This is a genomic window from Phenylobacterium sp. Root700 (assembly GCF_001429025.1).
Taxonomy (GTDB): Bacteria; Pseudomonadota; Alphaproteobacteria; order Caulobacterales; family Caulobacteraceae; genus Phenylobacterium.
In genome coordinates this window covers 18,325-38,885 of sequence record NZ_LMHT01000009.1, presented here as the reverse complement: position 1 = coordinate 38,885, position 20,561 = coordinate 18,325, and the positions used below count along the sequence as shown (strand labels likewise).

20 protein-coding genes and 1 pseudogene are annotated in these 20,561 nt (G+C 68.9%); 9 read left to right on the top strand and 12 right to left on the bottom strand.

What is annotated here, in order from left to right:
- Positions 1-84 precede the first annotated feature (84 nt).
- Entirely contained in the window at positions 85-906 is an 822-nt protein-coding gene (locus ASE02_RS04150; protein ID WP_056731689.1) for an acyl-CoA thioesterase II, read from the bottom strand.
- A gap of 19 nt (positions 907-925) precedes the next feature.
- Positions 926-1,480: a dTDP-4-dehydrorhamnose 3,5-epimerase gene (gene rfbC / locus ASE02_RS04145; RefSeq protein WP_056731454.1), complete on the bottom strand. Its 555-nt coding sequence runs from the start codon at positions 1,478-1,480 to the stop codon at positions 926-928.
- A 31-nt stretch (positions 1,481-1,511) separates the two neighbouring features.
- On the opposite strand from rfbC, the gene ASE02_RS04140 reads away from it, so the two are divergent.
- Complete coding sequence (locus ASE02_RS04140) at positions 1,512-2,552, top strand: glycosyltransferase family 2 protein (protein WP_056731452.1); 1,041 nt, start codon at positions 1,512-1,514, stop codon at positions 2,550-2,552.
- On the opposite strand, the gene argE is transcribed toward ASE02_RS04140, so the two are convergent.
- Positions 2,512-3,693 (bottom strand): acetylornithine deacetylase, encoded by a 1,182-nt coding sequence (gene argE / locus ASE02_RS04135; protein ID WP_056731450.1) that lies wholly within the window; start codon positions 3,691-3,693, stop codon positions 2,512-2,514. The two genes, ASE02_RS04140 and argE, sit on opposite strands and share 41 nt — an antisense overlap.
- A 92-nt stretch (positions 3,694-3,785) precedes the next feature.
- Here argE and purU point away from each other — a divergent pair, with 92 nt between their 5' ends.
- From purU to ASE02_RS04120, 3 genes are all read left to right on the top strand, one after another.
- Positions 3,786-4,628, top strand: coding sequence for a formyltetrahydrofolate deformylase (gene purU / locus ASE02_RS04130; RefSeq protein ID WP_056731447.1), 843 nt, complete (start codon positions 3,786-3,788; stop codon positions 4,626-4,628).
- Between the two features lie 141 nt (positions 4,629-4,769).
- Positions 4,770-5,603 (top strand): EamA family transporter, encoded by an 834-nt coding sequence (locus ASE02_RS04125; protein ID WP_056731445.1) that lies wholly within the window; start codon positions 4,770-4,772, stop codon positions 5,601-5,603.
- Positions 5,604-5,676: 73 nt separating this feature from the next.
- On the top strand, positions 5,677-6,126 hold the full coding sequence (locus ASE02_RS04120) for a DUF2214 family protein (protein ID WP_056731442.1): 450 nt from the start codon (positions 5,677-5,679) through the stop codon (positions 6,124-6,126).
- A gap of 131 nt (positions 6,127-6,257) precedes the next feature.
- Here ASE02_RS04120 and ASE02_RS04115 read toward each other — a convergent pair whose 3' ends face one another.
- Together ASE02_RS04115 and ASE02_RS04110 are read right to left on the bottom strand one after the other, a co-directional pair.
- Entirely contained in the window at positions 6,258-7,055 is a 798-nt protein-coding gene (locus ASE02_RS04115; RefSeq protein WP_056731441.1) for an SDR family NAD(P)-dependent oxidoreductase, read from the bottom strand.
- Positions 7,056-7,057: 2 nt separating this feature from the next.
- A pseudogene (locus ASE02_RS04110) lies at positions 7,058-7,428 on the bottom strand (carboxymuconolactone decarboxylase family protein); the annotation flags it as partial.
- 309 nt (positions 7,429-7,737) lie between these two features.
- Between ASE02_RS04110 and ASE02_RS04105 the strand changes: the two are divergent.
- Positions 7,738-8,262 (top strand): DUF1993 family protein, encoded by a 525-nt coding sequence (locus ASE02_RS04105; RefSeq protein WP_056731438.1) that lies wholly within the window; start codon positions 7,738-7,740, stop codon positions 8,260-8,262.
- A gap of 150 nt (positions 8,263-8,412) precedes the next feature.
- Here ASE02_RS04105 and ASE02_RS04100 read toward each other — a convergent pair whose 3' ends face one another.
- Both ASE02_RS04100 and ASE02_RS04095 read right to left on the bottom strand, forming a co-directional pair.
- On the bottom strand, positions 8,413-8,916 hold the full coding sequence (locus tag ASE02_RS04100; RefSeq protein ID WP_056731436.1) for an FKBP-type peptidyl-prolyl cis-trans isomerase: 504 nt from the start codon (positions 8,914-8,916) through the stop codon (positions 8,413-8,415).
- A 12-nt stretch (positions 8,917-8,928) separates the two neighbouring features.
- Positions 8,929-10,131: a threonine ammonia-lyase gene (locus ASE02_RS04095; RefSeq protein WP_056731434.1), complete on the bottom strand. Its 1,203-nt coding sequence runs from the start codon at positions 10,129-10,131 to the stop codon at positions 8,929-8,931.
- Positions 10,132-10,248: 117 nt separating this feature from the next.
- Between ASE02_RS04095 and ASE02_RS04090 the strand changes: the two genes are divergently transcribed.
- Entirely contained in the window at positions 10,249-10,938 is a 690-nt protein-coding gene (locus tag ASE02_RS04090) for a hypothetical protein (RefSeq protein ID WP_156405901.1), read from the top strand.
- A 3-nt stretch (positions 10,939-10,941) separates the two neighbouring features.
- Here ASE02_RS04090 and ASE02_RS04085 read toward each other — a convergent pair whose 3' ends face one another.
- The 3 genes from ASE02_RS04085 to ASE02_RS04075 all read right to left on the bottom strand — a co-directional run bounded on the left by ASE02_RS04085 (position 10,942) and on the right by ASE02_RS04075 (position 14,918).
- Positions 10,942-12,024, bottom strand: a complete 1,083-nt coding sequence (locus tag ASE02_RS04085) for a GNAT family N-acetyltransferase (RefSeq protein WP_056731431.1) — start codon at positions 12,022-12,024, stop codon at positions 10,942-10,944.
- A gap of 99 nt (positions 12,025-12,123) precedes the next feature.
- The coding region (locus ASE02_RS04080; protein WP_235536608.1) for a mannose-1-phosphate guanylyltransferase at positions 12,124-13,110 on the bottom strand (987 nt) is incomplete at its 3' end.
- A 2-nt stretch (positions 13,111-13,112) separates the two neighbouring features.
- Positions 13,113-14,918 carry a dipeptide ABC transporter ATP-binding protein gene (locus tag ASE02_RS04075; protein ID WP_200957608.1) on the bottom strand — a complete coding sequence of 602 codons (1,806 nt, stop codon included), beginning with the start codon at positions 14,916-14,918 and terminating at the stop codon, positions 13,113-13,115.
- Between the two features lie 127 nt (positions 14,919-15,045).
- Here ASE02_RS04075 and ASE02_RS04070 point away from each other — a divergent pair, with 127 nt between their 5' ends.
- Genes ASE02_RS04070 through ASE02_RS04060 form a run of 3 tightly spaced genes read left to right on the top strand, consistent with a single transcriptional unit; the run spans position 15,046 to position 17,857 of the window.
- Positions 15,046-15,570 carry a D-glycero-alpha-D-manno-heptose-1,7-bisphosphate 7-phosphatase gene (locus ASE02_RS04070; RefSeq protein ID WP_369818519.1) on the top strand — a complete coding sequence of 175 codons (525 nt, stop codon included), beginning with the start codon at positions 15,046-15,048 and terminating at the stop codon, positions 15,568-15,570.
- Positions 15,567-16,490 (top strand): ABC transporter ATP-binding protein, encoded by a 924-nt coding sequence (locus tag ASE02_RS04065; protein WP_200957607.1) that lies wholly within the window; start codon positions 15,567-15,569, stop codon positions 16,488-16,490. The genes ASE02_RS04070 and ASE02_RS04065 overlap by 4 nt, the downstream gene beginning before the upstream one ends.
- On the top strand, positions 16,487-17,857 hold the full coding sequence (locus ASE02_RS04060) for a hypothetical protein (RefSeq protein WP_056731425.1): 1,371 nt from the start codon (positions 16,487-16,489) through the stop codon (positions 17,855-17,857). Before ASE02_RS04065 ends, ASE02_RS04060 begins: the two co-directional genes overlap by 4 nt.
- Here the strand turns inward: ASE02_RS04060 and ASE02_RS04055 are convergent.
- Together ASE02_RS04055 and ASE02_RS04050 are read right to left on the bottom strand one after the other, a co-directional pair.
- Positions 17,814-19,433: a cisplatin damage response ATP-dependent DNA ligase gene (locus tag ASE02_RS04055; protein WP_056731423.1), complete on the bottom strand. Its 1,620-nt coding sequence runs from the start codon at positions 19,431-19,433 to the stop codon at positions 17,814-17,816. The genes ASE02_RS04060 and ASE02_RS04055 overlap by 44 nt on opposite strands.
- The gene (locus tag ASE02_RS04050) at positions 19,433-20,443 is read right to left on the bottom strand and encodes a ligase-associated DNA damage response exonuclease (protein ID WP_056731421.1); all 1,011 of its coding nucleotides are present in this window, start codon (positions 20,441-20,443) and stop codon (positions 19,433-19,435) included. Before ASE02_RS04050 ends, ASE02_RS04055 begins: the two co-directional genes overlap by 1 nt.
- Positions 20,444-20,561: the final 118 nt, after the last annotated feature.

The following is a 20,561-nucleotide window of genomic DNA, read 5'->3' as shown; positions in this document are numbered from 1 at the left end:
GGGGGGGGGGGGACTACGACTCTTGCCGCGGAGCCCCCTCCGTCGCGCTGCGCGCGCCACCTCCCCCAGCGGGGGAGGATCTCGCTATCTATACCGGATCAGGGCTTCCTGGGTGGCCGAGGCCACCAGCTTGCCGTCGGCCGAGAAGATCGAGCCGCGGTTGAAGCCCCGGCCGCCGGACGCCGAGGGGCTGTCCTGCACATAGAGGTGCCACTGCGTGAAGTCGCTCGGATGGTGGAACCACAGGGCGTGGTCGAGGCTGGCCACCTGCAGCCGCCCGGAACTCCACTCCACCCCATGCGGGCGCAACGAGGTGTCCAGCAAGGTCATGTCGGTGGCGTAGGCCAGGCCGCATTGGTGGACCATCGGGTCCGAGCCCAGCGGATCGCGAGCCCGGAACCAGACCGATTGGTTCGGATCCATGATCGGCGCCTTGCCGTAGGGCGGCGGGTCGACCGGACGCACCTCGATCGGCCAGGTGCGGCGCTGCTCGGTCTCGCCGCCGGCCGCGCGCAGTTCGTCCTCGTCCATCAAGCCTTCGGGGCCAGGCGTCGCCGGCATTTCGATCTGGTGCTCAAGCCCCGGCTCGGGGACCTGGAACGAGGCCGCCAGGTTGAAGATCTGCTGGCCGTGCTGCAGCGCCACCACCCGGCGCATCGTGAAGGTGCCGCCGTCACGCACCCGCTCGACCTTGAACAGGATCGGGATCTTCGGGTCGCCGCCGCGGATGAAATAGGCGTGCATCGAGTGGCAGACCCGCCCGTCGATGGTGCGATAGGCCGCCGTCAGCGCCTGGGCCACCACCTGGCCGCCATAGATGCGGCGGGTCTCGCCCGGCGGCGTGTGACCGCGGAACATGTCGAGGTCGATGGCCTCGATGTTCAGGAGACCGGCCAGTTCGCTCATCTTCGCCCCTTCGGCCATGTCAGAATGTCGGGCTCGGCATGTCCTTGAGCCGCGGCGCGACGCGGTCCTTGTCCGACAGGATCGCCTCGCCGCTGATCGGCCAGTCGATCGCCAGGTCCGGATCGTTCCAGAGCAGCGCGCCCTCGGTCTGCGGCGCATAGAGGCCGTCGACCTTGTAGAAGATCTCGCAATTATCGGTCAGCGTGCAGTAGCCGTGCGCGAAGCCGCGCGGCACCAGCAGTTGCTCGCCGCCCTCGGCGGTCAGATTGGCGCCGACCCACTGGCCATAGGTCGCCGATCCCGGCCGCACGTCGACCGCCACGTCGTAGATCGCGCCGCGCAGCGCCCGGACCAGCTTGGCCTGGGCGTGGGGCGCCTGCTGGAAGTGCAATCCGCGCACGGTGCCGGCGGCGGCGTTGAACGCCTGATTGTCCTGAACGAAGTCGTGCTCCAGCCCGGCCTTGACCATGGCCTGACGGCTCCAGGTCTCGGCGAACCAGCCTCGCGCATCGCCATGACGCTTGGGCGTGATAAGCAGAACCTCGGGGATCGAAAGCGGCGTGATCGACGTCATGGCTGCCCGGCAAGTTGGAAACCGCCACCGCATGAACGAGCGCGCGCAGGAAGACAAGGCGCAAGCACCCGCGATCACCGTCTGCATCATCGCCTACAACTCCGGCCCGACCCTGCGGACCTGTCTGGAGCGGCTGGCCGCGCAGACCTTTGCGGACTTCGAAACCCTGGTGATCGACAACGCCTCGCCCGATCCCGGCGACGGCGCGATCGCGCGCGAATTCCCCTTCGTTCAATTGATCGAGAACAGCGAGAACCTGGGCTTCGCCGGAGCTGGGAACCAGGGCGCGCGGCTGGCGCGCGGCCGCTGGTACGTGCTGCTCAACCCCGACGCCTTCGCCCAACCAGACTGGCTGGAGGCGCTGATGGACGCCGCGAGGCGCCATCCGAGCCTACTGTCCTTCACCTCGCGCCAACTGATGGACGAGGACCCCGGCCTGCTGGACGGCCTGGGCGACGTGATGTCGGGCTATGGCATCCCCTATCGCGGCGGCTATCTGTCGCGCGATCCCGGCGACACCCCCGAGGGCGAGGTGTTCTCCCCCTGCGGCGCGGCGATGATGATCGACCGCCAGCTGTTCTTGACGCTGGGCGGCTTCGACGAATTCTTCTTCTGCTACTCGGAGGACGTCGACCTGGGCTACCGGCTGCAGCTGGCCGGCGAACCGACCCTGCTGGTTCCGCGCGCGGTGATCCGCCATGTCGGCTCGGCCTCGAGCGGCGGACGCAAGTCGGAGTTCGCGGTGTTCCACGGCACCCGCAACCGCTTCTACGTGGTCTACAAGGACACCCCGGCCATCCTGCTGCCCATCGTCGTGCCGCTGCACCTGATGGGGGTGGCCTATATCTCCAGCCGCCGCGAGAACTGGCCCCACGCCCACATCGTCTGGCGGGCGTTCAAGGAGTCGCTGAAGGGCCTGCCGACCATCGCCAAGAGCCGGCGCGTCGTTCAGGCCGGCCGCCGCGCCTCGGCCTGGGAGATCGCCAAGGCCATGACCTGGAACCCGCGCGACCTGACCGGCCGCCGCCCGGTCATTCGCCCCTTGCGGCCCAGTCGATCAACCGCGCCATGAAGGCGCCGCCGCGCTCCATCTGCGTGCGCTCCACGTATTCATCGGCCTGGTGCGCCTGGTCGATGGAGCCGGGGCCGCAGATGACGGTCGAGAACCCCGCCTCCTGGAACTGCCCAGCCTCGGCGGCGTAAGGCACCACGCGCGGCGGACCATTGTCGCCGGCCAGCCGGCGGGCGAAGGCCTCGGCCGCCCCGTCCTTTTCGGGCGACAGGCCAGGCGTGCCCGAGCGGCGGACGATCTTGGCCCCGGCGTTCGCGAACCGCGCCCGCATCGCGGCGTCCAGCGCCCGGACCTCTTCGAAGAACGGCTCCAGGATCTGCATCGGGTCCTGACCCGGCGCGCAGCGCAGGTCGAACTGGAAGGCGCATTCACGGGCCAGGATGTTGCCCGCCGTGCCGCCATGGACGATGCCGATGGTCAGGGTCGAATGCTTGGGCAGGAACGGCGAAGCCGGATCGGCCTCACGTTCCAACCGCTCGGCCAAGGCCGACAGCGAGCCCATCAGCTTCACCGCCTCCATGATCGCCGAGACGCCCAGATGGGTCTGGCTGGAGTGGGCCTCGTGGCCGGTCACCGTGACGGTGAAGGTCGAGATGCCCTTGTGGCCGCTGACCGCCTCCATGTTGGTCGGCTCGCCCACCACCACCAGGGCCGGACGCGGCAGCTGCGCGGCGATCACCGCGATCATGTCGGGCGCGCCCAGGCAGCCGATCTCTTCGTCATAGGAAAACGCCAGGTGCACCGGTTTCTTCGGACTGGAGGCGACGAGGTCCGGCACCGCCGCCAGCGACAGCGCCAGGAAACCCTTCATGTCGCAGGTCCCGCGCCCATAGATGCGGCCATCGTCCTTGGGCGTCAGCTTGAAGGGGTCGGTGGTCCAGGCCTGGCCGTCGACCGGCACCACGTCGGTATGGCCCGACAGCACCACCCCGCCCTCCAGGTCCGGGCCGATGGTCGCCAGCAGGTTGGACTTGGTCCCGTCATGGTTCGGCACCCGCCGATGGGCCACGCCATAACCGTCCAGATAGGCCTCCACCCACGCGATCAGGGCGAGATTGGACAGGCGCGAGGTGGTGTCGAACCCCACCAGGGTTTCGAGGATCTCAAGCGCGCGGGGCGTCAGGACTTCTGAACTCGGCATGGCGCGACCCTAGACCTCGCGTCGCCCCGACTCCAAGCCAGGAAGGCTGAAAGCTTGACGGATTAGTCAGGAACGCGCCCTAGACGGGCGCCATGATCCTGACTCTCTCCTGTCCCGACCAACCGGGCATCGTCGCCCGCGTCTCCACCTTCCTGTTCGAGCGCGGGGCGAACATCCTCGACGCCCAGCAGTATGACGACCAGGAGACTGGCAAGTTCTTCATGCGGGTGGTGTTCGACGCCAAGGGCGCGGACGTCGAGCTGCTGCGCGGCGACTTCGAAACCCTGGCCAAGGGCTTCTCCATGCGCTGGAGCCTGCGCGATCCCAGCGTGAAACGAAAGGTGATGATCCTGGCCAGCCAGCAGGACCACTGCCTGGCCGACCTGCTCTATCGCTGGCGGCGCGGCGAACTGCCGATGGAGATCTCGGCGGTGGTGTCGAACCACCCGAAGGAGACCTACGCCAACCTCGACATCTCCGACGTGCCCTTCCATCACCTGCCGGTGACCCGCGACACCAAGGCCGAGCAGGAGGCCGCGATCTGGCGGCTGATCCAGGACACCCAGACCGAACTCGTGGTCCTCGCCCGCTACATGCAGGTGCTGTCCAACGATCTGAGCGCCAAGCTGGAAGAGCGCTGCATCAACATCCACCACTCGTTCCTGCCCGGCTTCAAGGGCGCCAAGCCCTATCACCAGGCCCATGTGCGCGGCGTGAAGGTGATCGGGGCCACGGCTCACTACGTCACCGCCGACCTCGACGAAGGTCCGATCATCGAGCAGGACGTCGAGCGCATCAGCCACCGCGACACCCCGGCCGCCCTGATCCGCAAGGGCCGCGACATCGAGCGCCGCGTCCTGGCCCGCGCCGTCCGCTGGCGCCTGGAGGACAGGGTGCTGCTGAACGGCGCCAAGACCGTGGTGTTCACGGACTAAAGAAAGCTCGTCATCCCCGGCTGAAGCCAAGCGGAAGGCCGGGGATCCATAAACATTGCGCTTTCCGCTTGAACTCGGTGTCTATGGATGGCCGGGACAAGCCCGGCCATGACGATTCCGGGATGTAGGCTCGACCCTTCCATGCCCCTCAGCGTCTTCGGCATCGTCCTCTTCGCGGCCCTGCTCCACGCCAGTTGGAACGCCATCGTCAAGGGCGCGCCCGACAAGCTGTTGACCACCATTCTGGTGGCGTCCTCGGCGGCGGCGATCTCGGCCCTGGCCCTACCGTTCCTGGCCCAGCCGGCGCGCGAGAGCTGGCCGTTCCTGGCCACCTCGGCGGTGCTGCAGGTCGGCTATTACCTGTTGGTCGCCCGCGCCTATCGCGGCGCGGACATGAGCCAGGCCTATCCGCTGATGCGCGGGACCGCCCCGCTGATCGTCGCCCTGGTCAGCAGCTTCTGGCTCGGCGAGATTCTCAGCCCGGCCGCCCTGGCCGGCGTCGCCCTGATCTGCGGCGGCGTGCTGAGCCTGGCCCTCGCTGGGCGCGGGACGAACGTCCAGGGCCTGCGGGCGGCGCTGCTGAACGCCGTGGTCATCGCCAGCTACACCCTGGTCGACGGGGCTGGCGTCCGCGCCTCGGGCGCGCCGGCCGCCTATACGCTCTGGCTCACCCTGCTCAGCGGCGTTCCGCTGCTGGCCTGGGTCCTGGCCGCCCGCTGGCGCACCTTCCTGCCCTACGCCCGCGCCCATCTGGGCCTTGGCGTGGTCGGCGGCTTCGGCACCCTGACCTCCTATGGCCTGGCGCTCTGGGCCATGACCCACGCCCCCGTGGCGGTGATCGCCGCCTTGCGCGAGACCTCGATCCTGTTCGCGACCGCCATCGCCGCCGTCTTCCTGAAGGAAAAGCTGACCCCATCCAGGATCGCGGCGGCCTGCCTCATCGCCGCCGGCGCGGTCGTCCTGCGCCTGAAGTGATCCGCGCCAAACTAATATTTACATCGTATAATAATGACGTCATGTTGTGCTCCACAACCAGCGGAGCGCGACCTTGACCGACCTCATCCTGGCGATCGTCCATCACCTTCTGATCTTCAGCCTGGCCGGCATCCTGGCGGCCGAACTGGCCATGATCCGCCCCGGCCTGGCCGGGGCCGGCCTGAGGCGGCTGGGGATCATCGACCTGCACTACGGGCTGATCGCGGTCCTGATCCTCGCGGTCGGATTCGCGCGGGTGTTCTACGGGATCAAGGGGCCAGACTTTTACCTCGGCAACCATTCCTTCTGGGCCAAGATCGCCGCCTTCCTGGTGGTCGGCCTGCTGTCGGCGCCGCCGACCGTGCGCATCCTGCAATGGCGCAGGCGCGCGAAGAGCGAACCGGACTTCGCCCTGACCGCCACCGACGTCGCCGGCGTGCGGCGGTTCATGATCGCCGAGGTCGCGGTCTTCGCCCTGATCCCAATCTTCGCCGCGGCGATGGCGCGGGGATATGGCGGGTAGCCAGCCCACGCTCGTCATCCTCCGGGCTCGCGAAGCGAGATCCGGGGGACCCATAGGGCCTATCACGTTCTGCAACTCAGCTTGGGTCCCCCGGATCGCCTTTCAGGCGACCGGAGGATGACGAGCGAGAATTAGCCGATCCGGCTGGACATGCCGCCATCGACGAACAGCACCGTGCCGGTGATGAACCGCGCCTCGTCCGACGCCAGGAACAGCGCCGCATAGGCGGTGTCCCAGGCCGTGCCCATCTGGCCGCTCAGCGGCACCCGGGCGTTGCGCGCGTCCCGCACCGCCTGCTGCTCCTGACCGCTGGCCGAGGCGATGCCCGCCACCGCCATCGGGGTGTCGAGCAGGCCCATGGCGATGGCGTTGCAGCGCACGCCCTTGCCGGCGTTGGCCTGAGCGATGCTGGTGGTCAGGCGGTTCAGGGCCGCCTTAGAGATCTCGTAGGCGACCTGAGCGCCGCCGGCGATCGAGGCCAGGGACGAGATGTTGACGATCGAGCCCGCGCCCTGTTCACGCAGGGTCGGCAGCACCGCCTTCGACACCTGCCAGGCGCCCTTGAGGTTGACCGCCAGGATGCGGTCGAAGGCGTCCTCGGTCAGCTTGTGGGCCGGCCCATCGCCGCCCCCGCCGACGCCGACATTGTTGACCACGATGTCGATGCGCGACCAACGCGCCTTGGCCGCCTCGACCAGGGCGGCGCACTCGTCGGCCTTGGTGATGTTGGCGGTGAAGGCGGCGGCCTCGCCGCCCTCGGCGACGATCATCGCGGCGGTCTCTTCGGCGCGCTCGGCCAGCCGGTCGACGCAGAGGACCTGCGCGCCCTCGCGGGCGAACAGCAGCGCCATGGCGCGGCCGTTGCCGATGGTCTCGCCGGGCGTCTGGCCCGCGCCGACGACAATGGCGGTCTTGCCCGCGAGCCGCACGATCAGAAGCCCTTCAGGTCGGGATCGAGGGTCTGGCCGGCGTCGAGCTGCACCCCGAACGAATTCAGGATCATCGAGACCTGGGTGTACTGGCCGGCGGTGAACACCACGTCCATGCACTGCTTGTCGCTGAAGTGAGCCTTCAAGGCGGCCCAGGTGTCGCTGGTGATGAACTGATCGTGGTGCAGTTCGTCGGAGGCCCGCAGCAGGGCCTGGTCGGCCGGGCTCCAGCCGGGCGCGCCCGCCCCGACCTTGATCCGCGCCACCTCGTCGTCGGTCAGCCCGGCGCGCTGGCCGATCGGCACGTGCTGGGTCCACTCGTAGCCGGACTTGCAGAGGAACCCGATGCGCAGGATGACGATCTCGCGCTCGCNCTTCGGCGCCTGGATCATGGTGCGGAAGATGTTCAGCACGCGATCGCCCATCGGCGCCACGATCTCCTGCTGCTCGGCGTCCATTTCGGCGTTCTGAAGCGGCGCGATCCGCGGGCTGGTGAGACGCATCTGGCGGTTTCCCCTTGATCTGGTTTGGGCGTCACCAAACAGGGGCGGGCGGCTCGGCGCAAGCCTTCAAGCGCCCGGTATGGAGGAGATGCTTGCCGCCACGGAACGCTGAAAACCCCTGGCCACTCGCGCTCGGCCAGCCGAAAGTGCCCGCACAAATCATATTGGGGACCAGGAAAATGGCGATCTCACTCTACGACGTCAGCGTAGCTTCATTCCTTCAGACGCTTGGCGGCGTCGCCGGCTTCCTGGAGCGCGGCCTGGCCCACTGTCAGGACAACAACATCGACCCTCAGGAGATCGTCCAGGCGCGCATGTGCCCGGACATGCTGGACTTCCGGTTCCAGATCATCTCGGTCGCCCACCACTCGCTGGGCGCGATCGAGGGCGTGAAGGCCGGGGTGTTCTCGCCGGGCGGCGACCAGAACGCCAAGGACTACGCCAGCCTGCAAAAGCTGATCAACGACGCCATCGCGAGCCTGAAGGCGCTCACGGCCGAGGAGGTCAACGCCCTTGAAGGCCGCGACATGTTCTTCGCGTTCGGCGAGCGGAAGATGCCGTTCACCGCCGAGAACTTCCTGATGTCGTTCTCGACCCCGAACCTGCATTTCCACGCCACCACCGCCTACGACATCCTGCGCGCGCGCGGCGTGCCGCTCGGCAAGCGCGACTACATGGGTCCGCTGCGCATGAAGACGGCCTGAGGCGTGCCTTAGATCCTCCCCCACTGGGGGAGGTGGATCGACGCGAAGCGTTGAGACGGAGGGGGAACTTCGCTGACGAAGATAGAGTCAGAAGTCCCCCTCAGTCAGCCAATCGGCTGACAGCTCCCCCAGAGGGGGAGCATCCCTGGTTTAGCCCTGCTGGATGCGGCCCGGGGCCGGCAGCACGTCGATCAGTTCGATGCGGAAGATCAGCACGCTGTTGCCGGGGATTTCGCCGCCGCCCGCGCCCTCTTCGCCATAACCCATCTCCGGCGGCACATAGAGAATCCACTCGTCGCCCGGACGCATCAGCTGAAGGGCTTCCTTCCAGGCCGGGATCAGGGCCGGCAGCGGCATGGCCGCCGGCTGGCCGCGCTCGTAGGACGAGTCGAAAATCTTGCCCGAGACCAGCTTGCCCTCGTAGTGGACCTTCACCTCGTCCTGCGGACCGGGCTTCAGGCCGGCGGTCGGGCCGGACTTGACGATCTTGTACTGCACGCCCGACGGCAGGGTCTTGATCCCCTCGGCCTTGGCGTTGGTTTCCATATAGGCCTTGGCCTCGGTGGCCGACTTGGCGACATCGGCCGCATCGGCGCCGCGGCTGCAGCCGGCGAGCGCCAGGACAGCGGCGAGAACGGGGATCAGAAGCTTCATATCGAGACCTTGCTAGACGGCGCGGGGCGGATAACCGCACTCGCGCAGGGCGTCCATGATTTCCTGGGTGTGCTGGGCGTCGCGGGTCTCGATCATGATGTCGAACTCTGCGCCCTTGGCCGGGACGTCCAGCGCCAGGCGGTTGTGGGCCACCTCGATGATGTTGGCGCCCATCTGGCCGATCACCGCCGAGACGGTGGCCAGCAGGCCCGGCCGGTCGTCGCCGATGATCCGCAAGCTGACTAGGCGCTGGTCGCGCACCAGTTCGCGGGTCAGGACCGAGGCCAGCAGCCGGGTGTCGATGTTGCCGCCGGTGACAATCAGGCCGGCCTTCTTGCCTTTGAACTTGCTGGGATAGGCCAGCAGGGCGGCGAGCGAGGCCGCGCCGGCGCCCTCGACCACGGTCTTTTCAACATTGCAGTACAGGGCCACCGCACGCTCGAAGTGCGGCTCCTCGATCAGCAGCACCTCGTCGATCAGCGGCCGGGCGATGGAGTAGGACAGCTCGCCCACCTGTTTGACCGCGATGCCCTCGGCGATGGTCGCCCCGCCGCTGGACCCGTTCACGCCGCGCATCTTGGCGGTGAAGGACGGATACATGGCCGGCTCGACGCCGATCACCTCGATCTTGGGGTTCAGCGACTTGGCCACGGTGGCGCAGCCGGCGATCAGCCCGCCGCCGCCGATCGGGATCGGCAGGATCTCCAGATCCGGCACGTCCTCGAGCATCTCGAGCGCGACGGTGCCTTGGCCGGCCATGACCTGCAGGTCGTTGAAGGGGTGGATGAAGGCCAGGTCGCGCTCGACCTGCAGCTTCATCGCGACCTCCGAAGAGGCGTCGTAATTGTCGCCTTCCAGCACCACGTTGGCGCCGTGCGCCCGGGTCTGCTGCACCTTCACGAAGGGGGTGGAGCGCGGCATGACGATGGTCACGGGAATGCCCAGACGGGCGGCGTGATAGGCCAGGCCCTGGCTGTGGTTGCCGGCCGAGGCGGCGATCACGCCGCGCCCGCGCTCGTTGTCCGACAGTTGCAGGAGCGTGTTGAGCGCCCCGCGCTCCTTGTAGGCGGCCGTGAACTGCAGGTTCTCGAACTTCACCCACACCTCGGCGCCGGTAATCTCCGACAGGGTCCGCGAATGGCGGCAGGGCGTGCGCTCGATGTGCCCCTTCAGTCGGTCGGCGGCGGCGCGGATGTCGTCGATGGAAAGCGTCATGTCAGAGCCGATGTGGGAGATGGGTCACGTCTAGCGGCCAAGGCCTCGTATCGCAATGCGGCGGGCCTCCATTGGTCACGCTTGGCGGCGCCCGCCGTTCGCGGTTATTTCAACAAGATGTCCCCGACGCCGGCCATTCCCAAGTCCGCAAGCGCCGATCAGGCCCGCGACCTGCTGGAGGCCGCCGGCTGGCGGCAGGTAGGTCTGGGCGACTGGTCTTGGGTGCTGGCAGATCCGACCGGCGCCCAGGCGGCCCGGGTCACACCCTTTGATCCGGCCTATCACCTGCACGCCCAGGCCTGCCTGGACGGGCCGCCCAACCGCTGGCTGCCACGGATCGACGCCATCCTGCCGCTGCGCCGCGACGGCTATGTGGTGGTCATGGAACGCCTGTGGCCCGCGAACGAGGCGCAGGCGGCCGCGTTCTGCAGCGCGCTCGGCATCGTCAACGACAGCGGCTACGCCCCGCCCCCCGACCTCCCGTTCGCCGAGGCCGACGACGATCTGGCCGCCTTGCGCGGGCGGCTTACAGACCTGATCCTTGAGGGCGCGCGGCGCTTCAAGCTCTGGGGCGGGTCCGACATCCGGCCGGGCAATGTGATGGCCGACGGCCAGGGCCGATTGAAACTCGTCGATCCGGTGTTCGTGCGCGGGCTGGGGATCGTCGAGGCCGTCCGGGACGGGCGCCTCGACCTGCTGTCCGACTTCTCCCGCGAGCAGCTGGAGGACTTCATGACCATCCCGCCGTTTTCGCCCGGCGAAGAGACGCAGGGGCTGAGGCGGCGGCTCGCCGAGCTCTACGCCTGAGGCTCAGCTCAGGCCGCGCCAGACATCCATGCGGCGCATGGCCTTGCCCGGCAGTTCAGAAACCCGTCCCAGCGGCAGGGCCTCGGCCGCCCGGCGCACGCCATAGGCCGCGCGACGCGCGAAGGCCGCCGCTGACGGCAGGCCGACAAAGCCGTGTGTCACGCCCAGGGTCTCATTGGCCAGGTCACGCTTGAACCGATAGTCGCCGGGGCCAAGATCCAGCCGGCAATAGGGGGTGTCGTCCATCCAGCGCAGGATGTCCTGGAACAGCAGGATGCCGGGCGAATAGCGCTCCAACTCGGGATCATGGGCGATGATCCAGCCGTGCACGGTCTTGCGCCCGTGGATATGCAGGTGGACCGCGGCCAGGCGATCGCCGAAGTGCAGGGTGAACAGCGCCGCGCCGAAGTTCGGCTCGCGGCTCTCGAACAGGCGGCGCAACAGGGCCAGGGGCCAGCCGGTTCCAAAAATATCGGTCTGGCTCGTCGCCTTGAGCTGCGCGCGCTTCCAGGTCAGCAATTGGTCGAAGTCGGAGCGCGAGCGCGAAAAGGCCTGGAACACCGGCTCGCCGACCTCGCGTTCGACCTTGCGGCGCTTCTTGTCGGCGTCCTTCAGGGTGGACTTGCCCACCGCCCGGCGCTCGGCCTCATAGGCGCCGTAGCCCCCCGGAACATCGACAATGTAGGAGAGGAACCGCCCGCGGGCGTGGCTCGCGAAGCTGGGCTGGGTCTCCAGCATGGAGGTGAAGTCCAGCCGGTGGACGCCGAGCGCCTCGACCAGCCGCTTGGCGTCGATCTGGACGCCGGGCTCGGCGATCAGGCCCTGATAGTCACACATCGGCGCGCCGACCGGCATGGCGGTATAGGCGCCGACCCGCGCCGGAAAGAAGCCGACCTCGCGGCCGTCCTGCTTCAACACGGCGACGCGAATGCTGCGTGCGCCCTCGCCCTGGACACGCTCCACCGCCCGCGCCCACTCGGGCGACAGGAAGGGCGAGTCGAGCGCAATGTCGCCGGCCTGCAGCTCCGACCATCGCGCGACCGAGGCCGACGACAGATCCTGCGGGCGAAGGACTTCGATTTCCAAGGCGCGATCCCCGACGCATCTATGCGTCAAATTCGCGCGGAGCTTAGCCCCGAAGTCTTTCCCGGAAGTTGCCGTCGCGCCTTGTCAGAGCAGGTCCGNGACCAGCACCACGCCGTTCTCCACCACCACGACGATATCCTCGACCCCGGCCAGCACCACGACCGGGCCGTCGGTGCGGGCCAGACAGTTGCGGGTGTCGACGGCCACGACCTCGCCCTCCAAAGCATCGCCGCTCGGCGACTTAGGCGACAGCTCCCACAGCGCGCTCCAGTTGCCGACGTCGGCCCAGCCGATATCGGCCTCGACCACGCTGGCGCGGTCGGTCTTCTCCATCACCGCCACGTCGATGGCGATGCTGGGCGCCTCCAGGAAGGCCGGGCTCAGGGCGATAACGTCGCCGGTGCGACGCGCGCCGGCCACCGCCGCCTCGGCCGCCCGCGCCACCTCAGGCGCCAGCCTGCGGGTCTGCTCGACGAAGACCCCGGCCTTGAACAGGAACATCCCGCCGTTCCAGCTATAGTCCGGGTCGGCGACGAAGCGCTCGGCGGTGGCCAGGTCCGGCTTCTCCACGAAGCTGGCCACCTTGCGGACCGCGCCTTGCCCGGTCGCCTGGATATAGCCGTAGGCGGTGGAGGGGCCGGTCGGCTTGAGCCCCAACAGGACGATCTCGCCGGCCTCCGCCGCCGCGCGTCCGGCCTCGATGGCGGCGTGCAGGGCGGCCACGTCGGCCACCAGATTGTCGGCGTGCAGCAACACCATCAGCGCGTCAGGATCGATCTGCGCGCCATAGGCCGCCACGGCGGCCGAGGCTGGCGCGGTGTTGCGGGGCGCTGGCTCGGTGATGATGGCGGCCGGCGTCAGCCCCACCTCGGCGAGCTGGGCGCGCGCCAGGTCGGCCTGGCTTTCGGCGCAGATCACCACCGGCGCCGAGAAGGCCTCGCCGGTCAGCCGCAGGGCGGTGTCCTGGATCAAGGTGTGCTCGCCGCCCAGGCGGTGGAACTGCTTGGGCCGCGCAGCGCGCGACAGCGGCCACAGGCGCGTGCCCGCGCCGCCGGACATCAGGACGGGAATGATCTTGCGCGTCATGGTCAGGCCGCTTCCGCCGGCGGGTCGAACTCGGAGACCAGGTGCCCTGGGGCCACCTCGCGCAGTTGCGGCATGTAGACCGGGGCCTTGGGATCAGCGCTGAGCCGCGAGGGCAGGAAGCGCAGGGCGCTGCGCGGATCCATCGGCGAGGGCGGCTCGCCCGACAATTTCAGGCGCTTGCGGTTACGCTCGCGGACCGGGTCGGGGATCGGAGCGGCCGACAGCAGGGCCTGGGTGTAGGGATGCTGGGGCGCGGCGTAGAGCTGGTCGCGGTCGGCCTCCTCCATCACCCGGCCCAGATACAGCACCATCACCCGGTGGCTGATCTCGCGCACCACCGCCAGATCGTGGCTGATGAAGATCATCGCCAGCCCCATCTCCTTTTGCAGCTGGATCAGCAGGTCGATGATCTGGGCGCGGATCGAGACGTCCAGCGCCGAAACCGCCTCGTCGCAGATGACCAGCTTGGGCCGCAGGATCATCGCTCGGGCGATGCCGACCCGCTGGTTCTGGCCGCCGCTGAGCTCATGCGGGTAGCGGTTGATCAAGGCCGGCGACAGGCCCGCCCGCTCCATCATCGCGCGGACCTCGAGCTCACGCTCGGCGTGGTTCAACTCTTGGCGGAAGACCTGCAACGGCTCGGCGATAGAATCCCCGACCGTCATGCGCGGATCGAGGCTGGCCAACGGGTCCTGGAAGACGATCTGCAGGTCGCGACGCGCGGCCCGCAGGCTCTCGCGGTCGGCGTTGGTGATGTCGCGGCCCAGCATCGTCACCGCCCCGGCGGTGGGGGGGATCAGGTTCAGCACGGCGCGCGACAGGGTCGATTTCCCGCAGCCGCTCTCGCCCACCACACCCAGGGTCTCGCCCTGGCGCACCTTGAACGACACCCCGTCCACGGCCCGCAGCAGCTTGTGGCCGCCGAACATGCCGTGCTCGACCGGGAAATGGACCTCGATGTCCTTGGCCTCGACCACCACCGGCGCGTCGTCGGCCACCGGCGCCAGGGTCGGGCGGCCGCCCCGATCAGTGCGGTCCAGGCGCGGGATCGCGTCCAGCAGGGCGCGGGTATAGGGGGCCTTGGGCGCGGCGAAGATCGCCTCGGCCTGCCCCTCCTCGACATAGGCCCCGCTCTTCATCACGCAGACCCGGTCGGCGAGCCGGGCGATGACGCCCATGTCGTGGGTGATCAGCACCATGGCCGTGCCGGTCTCACGGCCAAGCTCGGCCATCAGATCGAGGATCTCGGCCTGCACCGTGACGTCCAGCGCGGTGGTCGGCTCATCGGCGATCAGCAACTGCGGCGAACAGGCCATGGCCCCGGCGATCATCACCCGCTGGCGCATCCCGCCCGACAGCTCGTGCGGATACTGGTCCAGGCGGCGTTTGGCGTCGGGGATGCGCACCCGTTTCAGCCAGTCCTTGGCATGGGCGCGAGCGGCCTTGTCGCTCATCCCCAGGTGCAGCCGCAGCGGCTCGGCGATCTGCTCGCCGATCCGCACATGTGGGGTCAGCGCGGTCAGCGGGTCCTGGAAGATCATGGTCATCTTCGAACCCCGGATCTTGTTCAACGCCGAAGGCTTCAGCCCCAGGATCTCCTGGCCCTGGAACTTCGCCGATCCCGACACCCGACCATTGGCGGCCAGCAGGCCCATCACCGCCATGAAGGTCTGGCTCTTGCCCGAGCCGCTCTCACCGACCACCCCCAGGACCTCGCCGCGCCCGACGTCCAGCGACACGCCACGGACGGCGTTGACCACCCCGTCATAGGTCTGGAAGTCGATCTTCAGGTCTTGGATGGAAAGCACGGGAGCGGCCAAGGCGACCTCGGGACTGAAAACAGGAGGCGGGACCATAGCCCGCGACGGCGCCATTGCGAAAGCGCGCGCCCCGGTCGATGTCTGGGGCTATAGAATGGCGAATGTGAGCCCGCCTGTGACCCGTACCGCCCCGCCCCGTCCCGCACTGTTCCTCGATCGCGACGGGGTGCTGAACGAAGACCCCGGCTATGTGCACCGCTGGGAGGACTTCCATTGGATTCCCGGCGCCCGCGAGGCGGTCGCCGCCTTCAACCGGGCCGGATGGTGGGTGTTCGTGGTCACCAACCAATCGGGCGTCGGCCGCGGCTACTACGCCGAGGACGACGTCGTGACCCTGCACGCCAAGATGTCCGAGAGCCTGGCCGAGATCGAAGCGCGCATCGACGCCTTCTATTACTGCCCGCAACACCCCGACGCGGCGCTCGACGCCTATCGCCATCCCGATCCGCCGGACCGCAAGCCGAACCCCGGCATGATCCTGCGGGCCCTGAATGAATGGCCGGTGGACCTGTCCCGCTCGATCATGATCGGCGACAAGCCCTCCGACCTTGAAGCCGCGCGCCGCGCCGGGATCCGGGGCCTGCTGTTCCCCGGCGACGACCTGATGGCCTTCCTGCAACCGGAGCTAAAGCCAGCATGACAGCCGCGCCGATGATCGACGTCCGAGGCGTCGTCTACGACTATCCCACGGCCAGGGCGCTGCATGGGGTGTCGTTCACGGTGGAGGCCGGCGCGGTCCTGGCTATGGTCGGCCCCAACGGCGCGGGCAAGACCACCCTGCTGCGCTGCATGGCGGCGTTGGACAACCCGACCGAGGGCGAGATCATCGTCGCCGGCCTCGACACCCGCGGCGACCCGCGCGGCGTCCACGCGGCCATCGGCTACCTGCCCGACTTCTTCGGCCTCTATGAGGAACTGTCGGTCCGCCGCGCCCTGACCTACGCCGCCCGCTCGCGCGGCATGTCGCCGGGCGAAACGCCTCGGGCCGTCGAGGAAGCCGCCGCGCGCGTGCAGCTGACCGACCGGCTGGAGATGCGGGCCGGCGAACTGTCGCGCGGCCTGAAGCAGCGGCTGGCCATCGCCCAGACCATCGTCCACCGCCCCCGCGTCCTGCTGCTGGACGAACCGGCCGCCGGGCTCGATCCCGAGGCGCGCCGCGCGCTGTCGGATCTGATCCTGCGGCTAGCCGGCGAAGGCATGACCATCGTGGTCTCCTCCCACATCCTGGCCGAGCTGGAAGACTACTCCACCCGCATGCTGATGATCCGCGACGGCGCGGTGGCCGGCGGCGGGGTGGTGGCGGCCGGGTCCGGCGCCCGCCATGGCCTGCAGGTCGCCGTGGCCTTCGCCGATCCGCCGCAGGATTTGCCTGAGCGGCTGGCGGCCATCGGCGTGACCCTGGAACGCCACGACGGCGAAGAGGTCGTCCTGCTGGCCCCCGAGGGCGAAGACGACGCCGCCCTGCTGGCCCGGCTGATCGGCGCGGGCCTCAAGGTCCGCTCCTTCCAGCCCGTCCGCCGCACCCTGGAAGACGCCTATCTGGCCGAGGTCGCCCGATGAACCCGGAATTCCAGCGCAATCTCTGGCTCGAAGCCTCGCCCCGCCGCATCGCCTGGGCCGGCGTGGTGCTGCTGCTGATCTATGGCGCGGCGATCACCCTGACCCGCAGCAATCCCTACGGCGCCCTGCCGGCGCTGGGCGGGGTCGGGGCGGTGGTGTTCGTGGTCTGCGCGATGATCTGGGGCGCGCGGGCCAGCGGCAATTCCATCCTCACCGAAATCGCCGACCGCACCTGGGACTTCCAGCGCCTCTCGGCCCTGAAACCCTGGGCCATGACCTGGGGCAAGCTGTTCGGCGGGGCCAGCCTGGCCTGGCTGTGCGGCCTGACCGGTCTGCTGATGATGGTGATCGCGGGCCTGTCCGGCCGCGTCACCGGCCTGGCGACCACGGCTGTCTTCATGTTGGCCCTGGCGGTCCTGCTGCAGGCCATTTCGCTGGGCGCGGCCCTGATCGGGGTGCGCAAAGCGCGCGCCGAGGGCCGCACCGCGCGCGCCAGCGGCGTGCTGGGCGGGCTGATCATCGGCGCGATCCTGCTGTCCTGGGTCGCCGGGTCGGCCGGCTTCCAACGCGGCATGGGCACTGAAGGCTTCGGCGCGCTGTTCACGGCCAACGGCCTGGTCGACTGGGGTGGACGCCTGTGGTCGGCGGCGGCCTTCCGCGCCGTGGCCCTGACCCTGTTCGCCGCCTGGGCCGTGATCGGCGCCTGGCGGCTGATGCGGCTGGAGCTGCAGATGCAGAACGCGCCCGTGATCTGGCCGGCCTTCCTGATCTTCCTGGCGATCTTCGCTGGCGGCTTCGTGCTGCGCACCCAAGGCTTCGCCGCCAGCCTGGCGGTCGGCTCGCTGGTCGTGGCGCTCAGCGCCTATGCGGCGGCCTTCGCCGAGCCCGCCGACCGGGTGCGGATCCGCCAGTTCGCGCACTTCGCGGCCAAGGGCGACCTGGCCCGCGCCGCGCCGCTGACCCCCGCGCCCCTGGCGCCGCTTCTGATCGCCACCCTGCTGGTGCTCGGGGCCTTCGCTGCGCCCACCGGATCGCTGATGACCCCCGAACTCGGCCAGGCCGGCGCTCTGATCGCCTTCCTGCTGCGCGATCTCGGCGTCATCGCCCTCTGCCGCATGGGCGAGCGCCCGCAGCGCGGCGACTTCTCGGCGGTCGTGGCCCTGGGGCTGCTTTACGGGGTCGGCGGCAGCATCGGCTGGGCGGTCGGCCAAGAAACCGGCGGCGCCCTCTTCGCGCCCCTGGCCAACGCGCCCCTGATCAGCCTGGCCTCGGGTCTGGCGCAGGCGGCGGTAGTCTGGGTGCTGGCGGCCAAGCGGATCGGGATCAACGCCCCTCCATCTGCTCCAGCATCCGTTCCAGCGACCTGAGCTCGTCGGCCTCCCCGGCCGGCTTGTCCCAGCGGATGCGGCTGATGCGCGGGAAGCGCATGGCCACGCCCGACTTGTGCCGCGTGGAGCGTTGCAGCCCCTCGAACGCCACCTCGAACACCAGACCATGGTGGAGGTCGGCGCGCACCGCCCGCACCGGCCCGTAGCGGTCGATGGTGTTGTCGCGGACGAACTTGTCGATCTGCTTCAGCTCCTCGTCGGTGAAGCCGAAATAGGCTTTGCCGACCGGGGTCAGGGCGCGGGCGCCGTCCTCCCCCTCCGTCCAGACCCCGAAAGTGTAGTCGGAATAGAAGCTCGAGCGTTTGCCGTGGCCGCGCTGGGCGTACATCAGCACCGCGTCGATCAGGAACGGATCGCGCTTCCACTTGAACCACGGCCCTTTCGGTCGGCCGGCCTCGTAGATCGAGCTCCAGCGCTTGAGCATCAGGCCCTCGGCGACCTGCGGATCGCCCGGCGACGGCGCGCTGCGCAGCTCGGCCAACTGCGCCCAACTTTCAAAGGCCTGTATGGGCGACAGGTCGATCCGGCTGGTCTTCAGCGTGCCGACGAACGCCTCGAGCCGCTTGCGTCGTTCAGCGAAGGGCAGGACGCGCGTGTCCTCGCCAGCCTCCGACAGCAGGTCATAGGCCCGGATCCCCGCCGGGAAGTTCATCAGCAGCTTGGCGTCGACGCTCTTGCGGTTCAGCCGCTGCTGCAGGTCGGCGAAGCTGGCCAACTCTCCGTCGCGCATCACCAGCAGCTCGCCGTCGATCGCTCCGTCGAACTCCAGGGCCTCCAGCACGTCGGGAAAGGTGCGCGAGATGTCGTCGCCGTTGCGGGTGTAGAGCCGGCGCACCCCGCCCTCGTTCACCGCCTGGACCCGGACGCCGTCCCACTTCCATTCGGCGGCGTAGTCGGCGGGATCCAGCTTGGCGAAATCGACCGCCTCGTCGATCGCCTGGGCCAGCATCACCGGCCGGAAGCGTCCAGGCGAATTGGCGCAGGGCCGATCCGAGCGGCCCTCCAGCCAGGCGAACAGGTCCTCATAGGGCGGATGCAGGGCGTGCCAGACCTCCTCGACCTCGGCGACCTCGACCCCGCCCATATCGGCCAGCGCCTGCTTGGCCAGCCGCGAGGAGACCCCGACCCGCAAGCCGCCGGTCATCAGCTTCAGCAACGCCCAACGGCCGGTGGTCTCCAAAGCGTCCAGCCAGCCCTCGATCAGCCGCTGCACCTCGGTGCGCGAGGCCCCGCGCAGGGCGTCCACCACCTCCGACAGCTCCGGCTCGCGATTGGCCCCGGGCCGCGAGGGCCAGACCAGGGCGACGGTCTCGGCCAGGTCGCCGACATAGTCGTAGGACCAGCGGAACAGGGTCGGGTCCATCCGCTCTTCCACCGCCTTGCGGATGAAGGCCGGCTTGGCCGCGGTGAACGACAGGTCGCCGGTCAGGGCCGCCAGCGCCCAGCCCCGGTCAGGGTCGGGCGCCCCGGCCAGATAGTCGCGCACCAGGGTCAGCTTGGCGTTCCGCGACGCCGTCAGCGACAGTCTGTCCAGAAGCTCGGCGAAGGCGCGCATCAGTCCTCCGCCTCATCGTCGTAGCCGACCAGCGCCAGCGCCCGGGCCTTGATCCCGTGCAGCTCGGCCCAGCGGGCCAGGGCCTCCTCGCGGCCGTGGGTGATCCAGAGTTCGCCGGGGCGGATCTCGTCGACGGTGGCGGTCAGTTCGTCCCAGTCGGCGTGGTCGGAAATGACCAGCGGCAGCTCGATCCCCCGCTGACGGGCGCGGGCGCGCACCTGCATCCAGCCCGAGGCGAAGGCGGCGACCGGATCGGGGAACCGCCGCGACCAGCGGTCGGCCAGGGCCGAGGGCGGGGCGATAACGATCGCGCCGGCGAAATCCTGCCGGGTCGTCGAGGTCGCCGGCTCCAACCGGCCAAGCTCAATCCCATGCGCCTCATAAAGCTGGTTCAGCCGCTCCAGCGCCCCGTGGACATGGATCGGCTGATCCCACCCCGCCTCACGCAACAGTCGGATCACCCGCTGCGCCTTGCCCAGCGCATAGGCCCCGACGATGTGCGAGCGTTCCGGGAATTGGGCGACCGAGCGCAGCAGCCGGGCGATCTCCTGGCCGTCGTCGGGATGGCGGAAGACCGGCAGGCCGAAGGTCGCCTCGGAGATAAACACGTCGCAGGACACCGGCTCGAAGGCTGGGCAGGTCGGGTCGCGCCGCCGCTTGTAGTCGCCCGACACCACCATGGTCAGACCCTTCCACCGCACCACCGCCTGGGCCGAGCCCAGCACGTGACCGGCCGGGACTAGGCTGACCTCCACCCCGTCGCGGACGATAGGCTCGCCATAAGCCAGGGCCTGGGTGCTGCCGGCGAAGTCCTCGCCGTAACGCTCGGCCATGATCGCCAGGGTCTCGCGCGTCGCGATCACGGTCCCATGGCCGGCGCGGGCGTGGTCGGCGTGGCCGTGGGTGATCACCGCCCGCGTCACCGGAACCACCGGGTCGATGAAGAAGTCGCCGGGCGCGCAATAGAGCCCCTGGGGCTTGGGACAGAGCAGGCTCTCAGGACGGATCATGTCTTCCGATATGGGGCGGGGGCCTGAACAAGAAACCTTACAGAGTATTCATAATGTGAAATCGACGTCATGACCGAGACGTAACGAGTATTCGCGAACACCGTTCCTTATAGAAGCG

Coding starts and splice junctions, on each gene's coding strand:
- ASE02_RS04140 (WP_056731452.1), top strand. CDS start 1,512: ATGAACGAGCGCGCGCAGGAAGACAAGGCGCAAGCACCCGCGATCACC.
- ASE02_RS04055 (WP_056731423.1), bottom strand. CDS start 19,433: ATGCGCGCCTTCGCCGAGCTTCTGGACAGACTGTCGCTGACGGCGTCG.
- ASE02_RS04050 (WP_056731421.1), bottom strand. CDS start 20,443: ATGATCCGTCCTGAGAGCCTGCTCTGTCCCAAGCCCCAGGGGCTCTAT.
- rfbC (WP_056731454.1), bottom strand. CDS start 1,480: ATGACGTCGATCACGCCGCTTTCGATCCCCGAGGTTCTGCTTATCACG.
- ASE02_RS04090 (WP_156405901.1), top strand. CDS start 10,249: ATGTCCCCGACGCCGGCCATTCCCAAGTCCGCAAGCGCCGATCAGGCC.
- ASE02_RS04105 (WP_056731438.1), top strand. CDS start 7,738: ATGGCGATCTCACTCTACGACGTCAGCGTAGCTTCATTCCTTCAGACG.
- ASE02_RS04150 (WP_056731689.1), bottom strand. CDS start 906: ATGAGCGAACTGGCCGGTCTCCTGAACATCGAGGCCATCGACCTCGAC.
- ASE02_RS04095 (WP_056731434.1), bottom strand. CDS start 10,131: ATGACGCTTTCCATCGACGACATCCGCGCCGCCGCCGACCGACTGAAG.
- argE (WP_056731450.1), bottom strand. CDS start 3,693: ATGCCGAGTTCAGAAGTCCTGACGCCCCGCGCGCTTGAGATCCTCGAA.
- ASE02_RS04125 (WP_056731445.1), top strand. CDS start 4,770: ATGCCCCTCAGCGTCTTCGGCATCGTCCTCTTCGCGGCCCTGCTCCAC.
- purU (WP_056731447.1), top strand. CDS start 3,786: ATGATCCTGACTCTCTCCTGTCCCGACCAACCGGGCATCGTCGCCCGC.
- ASE02_RS04100 (WP_056731436.1), bottom strand. CDS start 8,916: ATGAAGCTTCTGATCCCCGTTCTCGCCGCTGTCCTGGCGCTCGCCGGC.
- ASE02_RS04065 (WP_200957607.1), top strand. CDS start 15,567: ATGACAGCCGCGCCGATGATCGACGTCCGAGGCGTCGTCTACGACTAT.
- ASE02_RS04060 (WP_056731425.1), top strand. CDS start 16,487: ATGAACCCGGAATTCCAGCGCAATCTCTGGCTCGAAGCCTCGCCCCGC.